Below are 14,081 nucleotides of genomic sequence, written 5' to 3'. Positions count from 1 at the left end.
GCTATACCTTGAACACCGAGGCGGCCTCTGCCAATTGCCGGGACAGGGCGCGCAGCGCCATGGCCTCGCGATGGTTCTGCTCCAGCCGTTCCCGGGCTTCGCCGAGTTTGCCGACCATCTGCGCGACGTTTCCCGAGATCGAGGCGCCGTCCTCTTGCTGTTCGCGCAGCGAAACCGCGATTTCCTCGATCGACCCTTTCGACAGGCGGGTGCCCTGGCAGACTTCGCTCATGGTCCCGACGGTCTCCTGTCCGCTGCTGGCGCTGAGGAAGGCGTTTTCCTGGCTGGCGTGGATCATGGCCACCGCCTCTTCCGTCGTGGATTGCACGGCACTGATGATCCGGTAGATTTCCTGGCTGGAGCGCGTCGTGTGTTCGGCCAGTTTGCGGACTTCGTCCGCGACGACGGCGAAACCCCGGCCGGTTTCGCCGGCCCGCGCCGCTTCGATCGCGGCGTTGAGCGCCAGCATGTCGGTCTGGGCGGCAACGTCGCGAATCACGTTCACTACACTGGAAATCTGCTTCACCTTTTCTCCGAGCTCTTCGATGATGCGCGCGGCATCGTTGACCTGGTTCGCCACCCGGTTCATCGATTCGGCCGTCTGTGTGATTCTGTCGTTGCCGGACTGGGTTTGCTGTTCCGCCCGGTCGATATGTCTGTGCGCCTCGCCCGATAATTCCGCGCATTGGGCAAGCCGCCGGCTCAGTCCCGCCATGGACTCGGCGATTGTGTCGGCCGACGCGTGCTGCTCCTGCCCCGTGCTGGCGAGTTTCTGGCCGTTGTGTTCCACTTCGCGGGAGGCGGATTCGATCTTGCTTGAAATCTCCAGCAGTTCTCCCACCGTGCCGCGCAGCTGGTCGCGCATTTCGGCGATGGATCCGAGCAGACTGTCGCGAGTCAGGTTTTCTGTGCTGATCGGCGTGTCCAGCCGGCCTTCGGCGATGCGCTTGATGGCTTCGATCACGTAGAACGGTTCGCCGCCCAGCTGCAGGGTGATCGAACGGTAAAGCACGACGAACAGGAAAACCGAGGCGAGCAGCGAAACCCCCGCGATGAGCGCATAGCGGTCGCGCTGACTGCGGATGCCGTCGATGCGGATCTGCAGCAAACTGGTGAGCTGATCTCGCGTGGTGTTCTGCAAGGCGGAAAGACGGCCTTGCAAGGGGGAGAGCGCGCTGGCCAGCGCGCCGGACGTCCTGTCCTGCGTCGCGCCGCCAAGCAGGGCGGAAACCGGATCCAGCACGGATTTCAACGCCTGGGGCAGGCCTGTCGCATCGTCGGGGAAAGCCTGTTTGACTGCGGGGTTGTAGGCCACGACCTTGGCGAGATTGCCGCTCCACGCACCCAGACTGTCAGCCGCCAGCGGGCGCAGCTCGATCAGGCGCTCGCGGCGCGGCGCGGGCAGTCCGTTTTCGGCGGGCAGCAGGGCAAGCGCGCCGGCTTCGCCGCTGCGCGCGGTCAGCGCGGGAAGGCGGGTGCACAGATTGTCCATCAGGTAATAGGTGTCGATGTCCGGGTCCAGCGTCAGATTGGATCCGTCGCAGGCTTGCGCCAGCAGGTCCAGTACGGCGGCGGACAGGTCGCGGTGGGCCGCGATACGCGCATCCGGGTTGCCTGCCGCGCTCTTGGCGGCGTTCCATTTTTCCATCACGGCTTTGTAGCGCTCCGCGGTGCCCAGGTCGGCGCCCAGCCTGCGCTCCTGTTCGGTCAATTGCCCCAGCGCCGCGTCGATGGCCGCGCCGTCTCCCTGTCCTGCCGCATGGACCTGAATGGCCTGCAGCAGCGCCGGAAAGGGAACAAGGTAGGCGACGCCTTGCAATTCTTTCGCGGAAAATTCGATATTGGCCTGATTGGTGCGATAAAGCCCCCAGGTCAGATAAAGCAACGTCAGCGCGAACAGGACGCCGATCAGGCCGAAACGCGCCGGATAGCTGAGACGATTCATCCATCTGGTGATCGATGCGAGCATGGTTGCCCTCGGGGTTGTTCCGATGATGACTACATATCAAGATGTAGTTCATTCGGCCGGTTTTTTAAACAACCCATTTTGTGCTGCGCATCACCCATGAGCGGGCGGCAGAGGGCGAAATGCCGTCAGGACTGACCGACCAGCCGGCGCCGCGCGGTGTCGTAGCCGAGGTTGTACAGGAACGTATAAGGCAGATAGAACAGAAACAGGCCGATATCCAGCGCGAAGGCTTGGAGAAGTCCGATGTTCAGCCAGGCCGCGGCGATCGGCACCGCGATCAGGATGAAGCCGCCTTCGAACAGCAAGGCGTGCGCGATCCGGACCGCCCAGGTGCGGGCAAGCCCGCGGCGGCGCAGCAGCGCATCGAACCCGGCGTTGAACGCCATGGACCAGAGCAGGGCCGTGGTCGACAGCCAGACGGCCAGCGCGCCCATGTGCAGCATCGGAACTCCCATCAGCCAGGAAGCCGGCGGTGCGACCAGAAGCACACCGCCCAGTTCGAAGAGGGTCGCGTGCGTGATGCGCTCGGCCAGTGAGCGTGAATACGGCATGATCGTGTCCTTGGGGTGAGGTCGGGTGGCTATTCTTATCGGAATTGCAGATAATGGGAAATTGATTTCCATCGGAAAAACCGATAATGCCCCCACCCTCACTGGACGCTCTGCAGGCCTTTGCCGAAGTCGCCGGGCGCGGATCGTTCACCGCCGCGGCACGCGCGCTTGGCAAAAGTCAGTCGACACTCAGCGAAAGCGTCGCCAACCTCGAAATCGATCTGGGGGTCAGCCTTTTTGACCGGTCGGGGCGCCAGCCGCGCCTGACTTCGCAAGGGGAGGCGCTGCTGTCCGGCGCCCGCCTGGTGCTGGACGGGGTGGATCGGCTCAGGCGGCAGGCGGCGCAACTGGAGTCCGGGGTGGAGGCTCGCCTGACGCTGGTGTTGTCCGATACCTACCCTTCCGCCGAACTGGAACGGATTGTCGGCGACTTCTCCGGACGTTTTCCCGCGCTGGAGCTCGAGTGTTTGTTCGGCGAGGACGACGATGTGCTGCACTGGGTCGCGGAGGGCAGGGCGCACCTGGGATTTGTCTCGGCGCGCGACACTTATCCCGCGTCATTCGCGCACAGCCGGCTCGATGGCGAAAGCCGCATCGCGCTCTACGCCTCGCGCAGCCATCCGCTGGCCGCGCTCGATTCTGTCGGGAGCACGGACTTGTCCGCCCATCGCGAACTTCGGCTTGGTACCTATCTGCAGGGGGCCGGGCGCGGGCGCTCCGGCCCCAGCTGGTCATCGCCCAGCTATCTGCTGCTTCTGGAGTTGGCGCGTCTTGGCATGGGATGGGCCGAGTTGCCGCGCTGGCTGGTGGAGCACTACGGCGGCGGGTTGCTGGTGGAGCTGCCGGTTGCCGGCTGGCCGCGGCCGGTGCAGATCGATATGGTCTGGTCGCGTCTGGCGATTCCGGGGCCGGCCCAATCCTGGTGGATCGAACGGCTGGCCGGGCCGTCGCGCGCGGTCAGGCCGCCTCTCTGACGCTGGCGACCCGGTTCCGCCCTTTGGTCTTGGCCTGGTAAAGCGCGGCATCGGCGCGCCGGAGCATCGCATCCGGACTATTGTCGTCCCGGTGCAAAGCGGTGACGCCGATGCTGACAGTCAGCGGAACGGAGGCGCCAGGAAGCGTCACGGGCGTGGCGCCGACCAACTGGCGGATCTGTTCGGCCAACTCCACGGCGCCGTCCAGCGGCGTGCCCGGCATCAGAATGGCGAACTCTTCGCCGCCCAGTCGGGCGAACACATCGGTGATACGCAGTCTTTGTTGGCACAGCATCGTGAAAAAACGCAGGGCCTCGTCGCCGGCGGGGTGGCCGAAGCGGTCGTTGATGGTCTTGAAGTGATCGATGTCGAGCATCAGACAACTGACATGGGTTTGCATGCGGCGCAGCCGCTGCAGCTCCTGTTCGATGTGTTCGAAAAAAGAGCGCCGGTTGGCGATGCCGGTGAGCGGGTCGGTCGAGGCGAGCCGCTTGAGCTCCGCCTCCATCTGACGGCTTTCGGTGATGTCGCGCACATGGCTGATGTAGTAGAGCGGTTCGCCCTGGCTGCCCTTGACCAGCGAGCTTGAAACCTTGCACCACACATCGTGTCCGTCCTTGTGACGATAGCGGCGGTCCTGTTCGCTCCAGGCCGCGTCGCCGTTTCGCGCGTGGCGGACATAATCCGGGCGCGCGTCGCCCCGCTCGATATGCGTGAATTCGCTAAGAGGGTGTCCTTCCAGTTCCGTCCGTTCGTAGCCGAGCGTGCGGCACAGTTGCGGATTGACCCGGAGCAGTACGCCGTCCAGTCCGGCCAGACACATGCCGATCGTGGCATTCTCGAATGCCTGGCGAAACAGTTCTTCGCTTTGCCGTAGTTGCTCCTCGGATTTGCGCCACTGACTGACATCCGTGGCGATGAGGCCGGTCGCGAAAACCTTGCCCGCCGTGTCGTGGATGGGGAATTTCACGGAAAGATACGTGCGCATTTCACCGTTCACCGGAACGGTCTCTTCGACGATGATCGAGCTTTGGGAGAAGCGGGCGCGGCGGTCGGCGGCGCGCAGGCTGGTGGCGATATCGGAGGGAAACAGCTCCCGGTCGGAGCGGCCAAGAAAGGTATCGGCCGGCTGTCCGAATGTTCTGGCGTACCCGACGTTGGCGAATAGATAGCGCCCGGACAGGTCTTTCACGCCGATGATGTTTTCCGAGTGGCTGACAATGGCTTCGAACAGCAGCGCGTTGAGAGAGTCGTCTTCTGTCGCCATGGCATGCCCTCGACGAGGATGGCACACCGCGTGCCATTGTCATGGCGAATGATAGTGAGCAAGCTTGGCGGCAACAAATGCTTTATGCGAATTGTGACGCAAAGGAAACACTTTCAGTATGGTTATGACCACCGCCCAGGCTAACCCCCCGCCTGCCGCACGGTGAACCCGCGTTTTTCCAGCTCGCGGGCGACGGTTTCCCGGCGGTCGCCCTGAATCTCGATGGCTCCGTCCTTGGCGGTGCCTCCCGTGCCACAGGCCTGTTTGAGGGATTTGGCCAGCAGATTCAGTTCACTTTGGGTCAACGCCAGTCCGCGAATCACCGTGACTTCCTTGCCTCCCCGGCCGCTCTTTTCCCGACTGATCCTGGCGACACCGTCTCCAGCCGGGCGGACTTCCTCCGCGCAGCGGCACGTTTCGACAGATTCCCTGCAAACCGGACACATACGTCCGAATTCGGTCGAGTACACCAGGCCTCCGGTGCCGGATCGGGGTTTCATCGTGAGCCGCCTCGTAAAACATCAACCGGGCGGATCATACCGCAAGCCGCCGGCGTTGTCCTTGCCGTGCGAATGTTTCCGGCGCGTGGCTTGCCGGACGTAAGTTTACCCGCGGTGAAATGAGAAAACAGCCTGGCAGGGACACGTGCTTTTCCTCTTCAGGGTCATGGCCGTTTGGCCAAAAATGCAAGAGTCGGTCGCGGCTTCAAGATTGCGGACGCATCTGAACCGGTGCGGTTGACCACGGGTGCGCGCCGCGCCGTACCGGCTTTTCATTTCATTGTGATAAGGAGAAAGGGTATGAAAATCGTCGATTCGGTCATGTTGCGCAGTATTGGCGGGGGAGCCCGCCAGGCGAAGGATGGCACGGGGCGCGACAGCGCTCATGGCCGTGGCACGCCCTCCAGGGGCACGGGCCGCGATAGCGCCGCCGGCAAAAGCAAGGGCAAGGGAAACAGCGGCAACCGCGGCATCAGTTGCGGTTAGCTTGTGGCCTGGATGGGATGGCCCGAACAGTCCGGAGTGTTTTTCCAGTCAGCACAGGAGGTGGGAATGGAAAGTGTGGATCATGGCGTGCTCCGGTTAGTCTGCGGCGCGGGCAAGAGCGATGCCAGAGGATCCGGAATCGACCCTTCCTGTTGCGACCGCTTCGGATGCCGGTTCGCCTGAACGTGCCGGCTGCGTTTGAACGGCCGGCCATTCTCCCGGGAGTGGCCGGTCATCCTCTTCGAATGCCCGGGAGGCATCGCCCATGAGCGGTACCCCCGGTGCTCCTCCACCGTTTCGTGAAGACGCGGTGCACAGCCAGACGGATGCGCTGATAGGCTCCGCGGGCGTCAGGCTGTCGCTGGGGTCCGGCGTCGTGGCGTATCTGTTCACCTCTCTCGTTCTGGTCGGCCTCGCTTACCTTGCATGGGGCAGCTACACACGTCGCGTGACGGTGAGCGGCGTGCTCCGGCCAGCCGGCGACGTGATCCGTGTGTATCCTCCCCACCCGGGCATTGTCGCGCGGCGCTATGTCGAGGAGGGCGAATCGGTTCACAAGGGCACGCGGCTCTTCACGCTGGGCGCGGACAAGGAAAGCGCCATGGGGCCGACCCAGGGGGTCATCGTGCAGGCCTTGAACGAACGGCTCAAGTCCTACGAGCGCAGCATCGAAGAATACGGCCGTTTGACCGCCATGCAATCCGAAGACATGGCGCGGCGGCTGGTCTTGCTCGAACGGGAGATCGTGCGCGGCGAAGAGGAGGAACGGCTGCTGGTCCGGCGGCTGGCGTTGTCGCGCAAGGCGCGCGAGCGCTTTGCCGCACTGGAAGCCTCTGGCTTCGTCGCGCCGGCGCAGACCCAGCAGAAGGAAGAGAACATGCTCGCGGCGGCCGGCAACCTCGCCGCCCTGGCGAGGGGCATGGATGGGCTGCGGCGTGAGCGGACCGAGCTGCGTGCCGAGCGCGATGCTTTGCCGCTTCGGCGTCGCGCGCGCGAAATGGAGCTGCGGCGCGAAGCCGAAGCGTTAAAGCAGGATCTGGCCGCCAGTGAAGCGCAGCGCGAGGTGCATGTGCTGGCGCCCGAGGATGGGACGGTCGCCTCGTTGACCGCCCAGCCCGGCTCTCCCGCGGGGGTGCATCAGCCCCTGGCCATTCTGGTTCCGCGGGATGGCGTCATGGAGGCGCATCTGTTCGCGCCAAGCCGGGCCATCGGTTTCATTCGGCCCGGCGCGCGCGTCGAGCTTCGTTTTGAGGCGTTTCCCTTTCAGAAATTCGGTCATGCCCGTGGAACCGTGACCGCCGTGTCCGCCACCGCCTTGCTGCCTGGCGAGTTGTCCATGATCGACGCCAGGGAGCCGCTTTACCGCATCCGCGTGGCCCTGGCGAGACCCTTCGTCAGGGCCTATGGCCGGGACATGCCGCTCTTGCCGTCCATGCGCGTGGAAGGGGATATTCTGCTGGAGTCCCGACGGCTTTTCGAATGGGTGCTCGAACCGTTGTACAGTATCACCGGAAAATGGGGGGGCTGAGTGTCGCGAACACCGGTTTGGTTCGGGGGGCGGCGCCTGCCTGTCATGCTGCAGGCGGAAGCGGCGGAGTGTGGCCTGGCCGCTATCGCCATGATCGCGAATTTTCACGGGCACCGCATCGATCTTGCCTCGTTGCGCCTGCATTGCGGTGTGTCGCTCAAGGGTATGACCATGGCCGATATGGTGCGGGCCGCCGACCGTTTGGGTCTGGCGGGCCGGGCCTTGCGCCTGGAGCCCCGCGAAATGGATCAATTGGCCGCTCCTTGCGTGCTTCACTGGGATTTGAATCATTTTGTCGTGCTGGCGAAAACCGGCCGGCGCGGCATTGTCATCCACGATCCCGCCCGTGGACGGGTGAGTCTCGGGTGGGCCGATGTGTCGCGGCACTTCACCGGATTCGCGCTGGAACTCGCTCCGGTCGCCGGGTTCGGCGCTATCGAGGCGAAACGCTCGGTTCCATGGAACAAGGCGCTGGGTGGCGCTCCCGGTCTCGGCCACGCGGCGCTGCAGATTTTTCTGATGGCGGCCGTGCTGGAAGTGCTGACGCTCGCCCCGCCTCTGTTCTCCCAGTGGATGGTCGACGGCGTGCTCTTCAGCGCCGACCGGGATTTGCTAGCCGTGCTTGTCGTTGGAGCCGTGCTGGTGGCCGTTTCGCATGCCGTGGTGTCGGCCTTCCGCGCCCTGGCCGTGCTTTATGTCGGCACCGCGCTCGGTCTTCGCTGGATGAACCGTGTGTTCAGTCACCTGCTGCGCCTGCCGTTGGGTTACTTCGAAAGGCGTTTCATCGGCGATGTGGCCTCGCGGTTCGATGCCGTGACCACTATTCAGGAAACGCTGACGACCCAGTTCATCGAAGCGGCGCTGAACGGTTTCATGGCGCTCGGTACGCTGGTTTTGATGCTGGTGTACAGCCCGCGTCTTGCCCTGATCAGTCTTGCCGGTGTGTCGGCGTACGCTCTGCTGCGTTTCGCGCTTCACCGACCGCTGAAAGAAACCGCCGAAAAGGAGATGGTGCTCGACGCCCGCCGCGACAGCCATTTTCTCGAGACGCTGCGGGGTATTCAGGCGATCAAGCTGTTTCAGCGGCAAAGCGAACGGCGCGCTGTATGGTGGAATCTTCTCATCGAGCAGACCGCCGCGGCGGTACGACTCGAGAAACTTCATTTCGTGCATCGAGCGGGGGCTTCCCTGGTGTGCGGTCTGGAGCGCGCGGCCATTCTTTGGGCCGGCGCGACACTGGTGCTGGACTCTTCCTTTTCGGTGGGCATGTATATGGCGTTCATCGCCTTCAGCGCGCAGTTCTCGGAAAACGTCGCCGGCTTGATCGACAAGGCGGCCCTGTTCGCTTTGCTGCGTTTATCCGGCGAGCGTCTGTCCGATATCGTGCTGACCGAACCTGAGCCGGAGCCCTTGCGTTCCCTGGCCGTACCGCGCGACGGATCGCTGGAATTTCGCGAAGTGGCTTTCCGCTATGCCGAATCGGAACCGTGGGTCTGCCGCGACCTGAGTTTCACGGTTCGCGAGGGAGAATCGGTGGCGCTGGTCGGGCCGAGCGGTTCGGGGAAAACCACGATCCTGAAGCTGGTGCTGGGGTTTTTCGCGCCGGAGCAGGGAGAGATCCTGATCGGCGGCGTGCCGATGCGGCAACTGGGAGTTCATGGCGCGCGCGCCTGGTGCGCGGCCGTCATGCAGGACGATCAGCTGTTTGCCGGTTCCCTGCTCGACAACATCGCGTTTTTCGATCCGTGTCCCGACCTCGCCCGGGTTGAGCTGTGCGCGACCATGGCGGCGATTCATGACACGATTCGTGCCATGCCCATGGGCTACCACACGCTGGCCGGCGATATGGGAACCACCTTGTCGGGCGGGCAGCGCCAGCGTGTGCTGCTTGCTCGCGCCCTCTACAAAGCGCCGCGGATTTTATTGCTGGACGAGGCGACGAGCCATCTGGATCTCGCGCTCGAAGCGCAAGTCAGCCGCGCCGTGGCCCAGTTGAGCCTGACACGGGTGATTGTCGCCCATCGTCCCGAGACCATCCGCAGCGCGGATCGCGTCATCGATATTTCCCGGAAGGCTAATGCCCGCGCGGAACAGGCGATATAAGGATATGTCATTTACCCTGGGGCCGGAATTCGGGCAATATGTTCGTCATTGTCCGGCGGGCAGCGCCGGGCGCCGAAACGATCCGCATAGAGAACTCCATGGCTTCCGACAATCCGCTTCACGATACCTATCATCCCGAAACACTGGCCGTGCGCGCCGGACGGGAACCCGGCCCGCATGGTGAGCACAGCCAGAGCCTTTTTCTGACCTCCAGCTTCACGTTCGGCAGCGCGGCCGAGGCGGCGGCGCTGTTTCTGGGCGAACAGGAGGGATACACCTATTCGCGCTTCACCAATCCCACGGTGAGCGCTTTCGAGGAGCGGCTGGCCGCGCTGGAAGGCGCGGAGAGGGCGATCGCCACATCAAGCGGCATGGCGGCGATTCAGGCGGTGATGATGGCCACGCTCAAGGCCGGCGATCATATCGTGGCTTCCCGGAGCCTGTTCGGTTCGACCACCAATCTGTTCGCCGGCACGTTGGCGAGGTTCGGTGTCGAGACTTCGTTCGTCGATGGCGCCGATCTGGCCGCCTGGGCGGGGGCCGCGCGTCCGGAGACGCGGCTCTTTTATCTGGAGACGCCTTCCAATCCGCTGACCGATGTGTTTGATATCCGCGCCATTGCCGATATCGCCCACGGCGCCGGCGCGCTGTTGGTGGTCGACAACTGTTTCTGTACTCCCGCCTTGCAGCAGCCTCTGAAGCTTGGCGCCGATCTGGTTGTGCATTCGGCGACCAAGTATCTGGACGGGCACGGCCGGGTGCTCGGCGGCGCGGTGGTTGGCGCATCGGCGCTGATCGAGCCGGTTTACCTCCATGTGCGCACGGCGGGGCCGACCCTGTCGGCGTTCAATGCCTGGGTGCTGCTGTCCGGGCTGGAAACTCTCCACTTGCGCATGCGGCGCCAGTGTGAGAGCGCGCTCGCGCTGGCGCGCTGGCTGGAGGTCCAGCCTGGCGTCACGCGAGTTTATTATCCCGGGCTGCCCAGCCATCCGGGCCATGAGCTTGCCAGCCGTCAGCAAACCGCGGGCGGCGCGGTGGTTTCCTTCGAAGTGCGGGGAGGCCGCGAGGCGGCCTGGCGCGTGGTCGATGCGGTCCGCCTGATTTCCCGCACCGCGAACCTTGGCGATGTCAAAACCACGCTGACACATCCTGCCTCGACCACGCATGCCCGCATTACGCCGGAGGCGCGGCAGAACGCCGGGATCGGCGAGGGGCTGTTGCGCGTCGCGGTCGGTCTCGAACACGTCGACGATCTGAAGCGCGATCTGCTGCTCGGGCTTCCGACGTAATCCAGCCGTTCGATTCAAACGGAAGTACTACTATTCAAGAACCGCGGCGCAAGGCGGCGTTTTCCTGCGGCCGGCGCGGCTGGCCTTGTGGGCATTCCGTCAGGATTTTCTTGACACTGATCAAATTAAAACGTAAGTTTGAAACGCTTGTTCGAATAGCCAAATGGATACGGTCAAGCCAACAACGAACCTGAAAAAGGCACAAGAAACCATGGAAGCGAGTAAACCCGATACCGCCACCCGAATACTGGATGTGTCCGAGAGGCTGTTTGTCGAACACGGGTTCGAAGGGACCTCGCTGCGCATGATCACCCAGCAGGCGGAAGTCAACCTCGCTGCGGTGAATTACCACTTCGGCTCGAAGGACGCGCTGTTCGAGTCCGTGTTCATGCGGCGTCTGGCCCCGCTGGTGGCGGCCTGCCTCGCTGAGCTGGACAGGCTGGATGCGGCGGAAGGGAAAACGACAGTCGAGGAGCTGGTCATGGCGTTTATCCGTCCGTGTCTGGCCCTTTCGAAAGATCCGTCGCGGGGCGGCGCGCTGTTTGTCCGCCTGCTGTCGCGCGCGCTGGTGGAAAACCACCGGCTGCTGCGAGAGACCATTTCCCAACAGTACAGCGTGTTCGTGCACCGCTTCGGCAAGGCCTTCAAGGAGGCTTTGCCCGGTTTGAGCGACGAGGAGCTGGCCTGGCGCATGCATCTTGCCTTCGGCATCATGTTCAACGCCTTCGCCGGCAACGATGTGCTGAAGATTTTCGTGCGCAGCCAGGTGGTGACGGCACGCGATCCGGACATGATCGTCAAGCATCTTCTGCCTTTTGTCGTTTCGGGGTTGGTGGCGCCAGCCCAGGGCTGAGTAGGGTCAACACGAGGGTTTACATACAATGATTACAGCCATCATTCTGATTGCGCTTCTGGGCGTGCTGGCGTATTTTCGCGCGCCGGTACTGGCCTGGACGGTCGGCATCGCCGCCTGGCTGGCCGGCCTGCCATACCTGTGCGGCGCGACGCCATCCATCGCGGTGTGGGCGGTCTTCGCCGTCATCGCCGCCGTGCTCAACCTGACGTTCCTGCGCCGTCTGGTCTTCACCGGGCCGGTGTTCGGGGTTTTCCGGAAAATCACCCCCGCCATGTCGCAGACCGAGCAGGAAGCGATCAACGCCGGCACGGTCTGGTGGGATCGCGATCTGTTCTCGGGCAAGCCCGATTTCAAGCGGCTGCTGTCTTTCCCCGATCCGAAGCTGACGGCCGAAGAGCAGGCTTTCCTCGATGGTCCGACCGAAGAACTGTGCGCGATGATCGACGACTGGAAGATCACCCACGAGACCAAGGACTTGTCCGAAGAGGCCTGGCAGTTCATCAAGGACAAGGGCTTCCTGGGGATGATCGTCAAGAAGCAGTATGGCGGTCTGGAGTTCTCCAATTACGCGCACGCCAAGGTGGTGACCAAGATCGCCACCCGCGGTGGTACCGCCGCCGTGTCGGTCATGGTGCCCAACTCCCTCGGACCGGGCGAGTTGTTGCAGCATTACGGCACCGATGCCCAAAAGGACTATTATCTGCCGCGTCTGGCCAAGGGCCTGGAAATTCCGTGCTTTGCGCTGACGAGTCCTTCCGCGGGCTCCGATGCCGGCAGTATTCCCGACTACGGCTACGTGTGCCGCGGATCCTACACCGACCCGCGCACCGGCGAGCATCATGAAAACGTGATCGGCATCCGTGTCAGCTGGGAAAAGCGCTGGATCACCCTGGCGCCTGTCGCCACCATCCTGGGGCTTGCCTTCAAGCTTTACGACCCCGAGCATCTCTTGGGCGACAAGGAAGACATCGGCATCACCTGCGCGCTGGTTCCGACCGAGCATGTCGGCGTGAGCATCGGCCGTCGCCATTACCCCGGCGGCGCCGCATTCATGAACGGTCCGACCTGGGGTCGCGATGTGTTCATTCCGATCGACTGGGTCATCGGCGGCCGCGACTATTGCGGCCAGGGCTGGCGCATGCTGGTCGAGTGCCTGTCGGTGGGCCGCTGCATTTCGCTGCCGGCCATGTCCGTGGCGTCCGGCAAGCTCGCGACCTTCGTCACCGGCGCTTACGCCCGCATCCGCGACCAGTTCGGTCTGCCGATCGGCAAGTTCGAAGGCGTCGACGAGGCGATGGCGCGCATCGGTGGTTACACCTATCAGATGGAATCTGCGCAGGACCTGGCGCTGACCGGTCTCGATATCGGCGAGAAGCCTTCGGTGCTGTCCGCGGTGCTGAAATACCACAACACCGAACGCATGCGCAAAACCTTGAACGACGCGCTCGACGTGCATGGCGGCAAGGCCGTGGTGCTCGGGCCGCGCAACTACCTGGCGCGCGCCTACCAGGCGATCCCGATCGCCATCACGGTGGAAGGCGCCAACATCCTGACCCGTTCGATGATCATCTACGGGCAGGGCGCGATCCGCTGCCATCCGTTCGTGCTGCGCGAAATGCGCGCCGCGATGGATAATGACCTGAAGGAATTCGACGCGGCCATCACCGGTCACATCAACTTCGTGATCAGCAACAAGGTGCGCGCGTTCTGGCTGGGCCTGACCGGCGCGGCCTTCACCGGTTCGCCCGTATCCGGTCCCACCGCGCGTTATTACAAGCAGGTGACCCGGCTGTCCAGCGCCTTCGCGCTGCTGTCCGACATGGCGATGTTCAGTCTTGGCGGCTCGCTGAAGTTCCGCGAGAAACTGTCCGCCCGCCTGGGTGACATGCTGTCCGGCCTGTATATCGCCACCGCTTCGCTCAAGCGCTTCGAACGCGATGGCGCGCCCGAGGAGGATCTCGCCCTGGTGCGATGGGCTGTCGAGTCGGCGTTGTACGACGCGCAGCAGGCCATGCATGGATTCCTCGCCAACCTGCCGAACCGGCCGCTGGCCTGGGCGCTGCGCCGCGTGATTTTCCCGTGGGGCCTCACCCTGCAGGCGCCGTCCGACCATCTGGGCACGCAAGTGGCGCGTCTGATGATGGCGCCGGGCGCGTCGCGCGACCGCCTGACCCGCGGCATGTATCTGCCGCAAAGCGAGAGCGATCCGGTCGGCGTATTGCCGCATGCCCTGCAGGCAACGCTGGAGACCGAGCCTATCGAGCAGAAGTTGCGCAAACTGACGCGCGACGGCAAGCTCAAGGCGCTGACCCATCGCGAGCGCCTGGACGAAGCGCTGGCCGCCGGCGTGATCAGTCAGACCGAGTTCGATGCTGTCACCCGCGCGCGCAAGCTCAAGCGCGATGTGATCATGGTTGATGACTTCGACATGACCATGACTCATCACGACGACAAGCTTCTCGAACGCCACATTTTCTGATGAGGCGGGGCGGGGTGCCTTCGGGCGCCCCGCCGACGGGACGTTTTGCGAAAGTCCGTCGCCTGGGCGGGCTTTCGCA

Annotated in this window: 11 protein-coding genes; 7 read left to right on the top strand and 4 right to left on the bottom strand. The window is 63.7% G+C overall.

Features of this window, described 5'->3' with window-relative positions; all coding sequences use genetic code 11:
* Position 1: 1 nt before the first annotated feature.
* Both JNO50_RS12200 and JNO50_RS12195 read right to left on the bottom strand, forming a co-directional pair.
* The gene (locus JNO50_RS12200; protein WP_189534020.1) at positions 2–1,945 is read right to left on the bottom strand and encodes a methyl-accepting chemotaxis protein; all 1,944 of its coding nucleotides are present in this window, start codon (positions 1,943–1,945) and stop codon (positions 2–4) included.
* A gap of 149 nt (positions 1,946–2,094) precedes the next feature.
* Positions 2,095–2,520 (bottom strand): multidrug/biocide efflux PACE transporter, encoded by a 426-nt coding sequence (locus JNO50_RS12195; protein WP_189534022.1) that lies wholly within the window; start codon positions 2,518–2,520, stop codon positions 2,095–2,097.
* Positions 2,521–2,606: 86 nt separating this feature from the next.
* On the opposite strand from JNO50_RS12195, the gene JNO50_RS12190 reads away from it, so the two are divergent.
* On the top strand, positions 2,607–3,494 hold the full coding sequence (locus JNO50_RS12190; RefSeq protein ID WP_189534025.1) for a LysR family transcriptional regulator: 888 nt from the start codon (positions 2,607–2,609) through the stop codon (positions 3,492–3,494).
* Here the strand turns inward: JNO50_RS12190 and JNO50_RS12185 are convergent.
* Entirely contained in the window at positions 3,478–4,761 is a 1,284-nt protein-coding gene (locus JNO50_RS12185; RefSeq protein WP_189534027.1) for a sensor domain-containing diguanylate cyclase, read from the bottom strand. The genes JNO50_RS12190 and JNO50_RS12185 overlap by 17 nt on opposite strands.
* Positions 4,762–4,901: 140 nt before the next feature.
* Positions 4,902–5,261 (bottom strand): translation initiation factor Sui1, encoded by a 360-nt coding sequence (locus JNO50_RS12180; protein WP_189534029.1) that lies wholly within the window; start codon positions 5,259–5,261, stop codon positions 4,902–4,904.
* A 300-nt stretch (positions 5,262–5,561) separates the two neighbouring features.
* Here JNO50_RS12180 and JNO50_RS12175 point away from each other — a divergent pair, with 300 nt between their 5' ends.
* The 6 genes from JNO50_RS12175 to JNO50_RS12150 all read left to right on the top strand — a co-directional run bounded on the left by JNO50_RS12175 (position 5,562) and on the right by JNO50_RS12150 (position 14,002).
* Positions 5,562–5,747: a hypothetical protein gene (locus JNO50_RS12175; protein ID WP_189534030.1), complete on the top strand. Its 186-nt coding sequence runs from the start codon at positions 5,562–5,564 to the stop codon at positions 5,745–5,747.
* 265 nt (positions 5,748–6,012) lie between these two features.
* Positions 6,013–7,275 (top strand): HlyD family secretion protein, encoded by a 1,263-nt coding sequence (locus tag JNO50_RS12170; RefSeq protein WP_189534032.1) that lies wholly within the window; start codon positions 6,013–6,015, stop codon positions 7,273–7,275.
* Entirely contained in the window at positions 7,276–9,378 is a 2,103-nt protein-coding gene (locus JNO50_RS12165) for a peptidase domain-containing ABC transporter (RefSeq protein ID WP_215796364.1), read from the top strand.
* 98 nt (positions 9,379–9,476) lie between these two features.
* A complete protein-coding gene (locus tag JNO50_RS12160; protein WP_189534034.1) occupies positions 9,477–10,667 on the top strand; it encodes an O-succinylhomoserine sulfhydrylase in 1,191 nt (396 codons plus the stop codon).
* A gap of 211 nt (positions 10,668–10,878) precedes the next feature.
* The gene (locus JNO50_RS12155; RefSeq protein WP_189534036.1) at positions 10,879–11,520 is read left to right on the top strand and encodes a TetR/AcrR family transcriptional regulator; all 642 of its coding nucleotides are present in this window, start codon (positions 10,879–10,881) and stop codon (positions 11,518–11,520) included.
* Positions 11,521–11,548: 28 nt separating this feature from the next.
* On the top strand, positions 11,549–14,002 hold the full coding sequence (locus JNO50_RS12150) for an acyl-CoA dehydrogenase (RefSeq protein ID WP_189534038.1): 2,454 nt from the start codon (positions 11,549–11,551) through the stop codon (positions 14,000–14,002).
* Positions 14,003–14,081: the final 79 nt, after the last annotated feature.

The sequence above is a fragment of the Paludibacterium paludis genome (assembly GCF_018802605.1).
Lineage (GTDB): Bacteria > Pseudomonadota > Gammaproteobacteria > Burkholderiales > Chromobacteriaceae > Paludibacterium > Paludibacterium paludis.
The sequence above is the reverse complement of the archived record's forward strand: the minus strand, read 5'-3'. Positions and strand labels throughout refer to the sequence as shown.